This window comes from Xylophilus sp. ASV27, from assembly GCF_016428875.1.
In the GTDB taxonomy this organism is placed as follows: Bacteria; Pseudomonadota; Gammaproteobacteria; order Burkholderiales; family Burkholderiaceae_C; genus Xylophilus.
On sequence record NZ_JAELTO010000260.1, the window covers coordinates 1 to 667 of the forward strand.

A 667-nucleotide genomic window follows, 5' to 3' on the forward strand; every position below is an offset into this window, starting at 1 on the left:
GCCCAGCGCGTCCTGCAGCGGCACGGTGACGGCGCGGGCGATCTGGTCGGCCGCGCCGCCGGGCGGGAAGTTGACGATGACCTTGACCTGCTTGTTCGGGTGCGCCTGGGCGAGCGCCGCCAGCGGGGTGCTTGCTCCTAGAAAAAGAGCAAGTAGCCAAGGTGCCGTATGGGCTACGGCCATTTTTTTCTTGAATTTTGGACGCAGATTCATAGGGGTGTCTCCTGTAGGTTGGGAAATGTGTCGGGGGCGTCAGGCCACTTCGACCTCGACCAGCGTCGGTCGGGTGGCGGCCAGGGCGTCGCGCAGTACGCCGTGCAGCGCATGGGCGTCGTCCACGCGCACCGCATCGCAGCCCTGGCCGCGCGCCAGCGCGCAGAAGTCGATGTCGGGCAGGTCGCAGTCTTGTGCGGCTGCGTCAGCGCCACGCCCACGGCCGCCGGCATGCCGTGGTCCAGGCCGCCGCTGCACATGGTGTAGAAGGTTTCGCTCTGCAGGATCGGCAGGTCAGGGTCTGCAGCCTGTCTCTTATACACATCTAAATAGGGGGGGGGGGGGGGGGGGGGGGGGGGGGGGGGGGGGGGGGGGGGGGGGGGGGGGGGGGGGGGGGGGGGGGGGGGGGGGGGGGGGGGGGGGGGGGGGGGGGGGGGGGGGGGGGGGGGGGGGG

General features: G+C 72.0%; 1 protein-coding gene and 1 pseudogene. Both read right to left on the bottom strand.

The features are described 5' to 3' along the window. A pseudogene (locus JHD63_RS22775) lies at positions 1 to 213 on the bottom strand (tripartite tricarboxylate transporter substrate binding protein); the annotation flags it as partial. 39 nt (positions 214 to 252) lie between these two features. Further along, positions 253 to 471, bottom strand: a complete 219-nt coding sequence (locus tag JHD63_RS24310) for a thiamine pyrophosphate-dependent enzyme (protein WP_370590623.1) — start codon at positions 469 to 471, stop codon at positions 253 to 255. Positions 472 to 667: the final 196 nt, after the last annotated feature.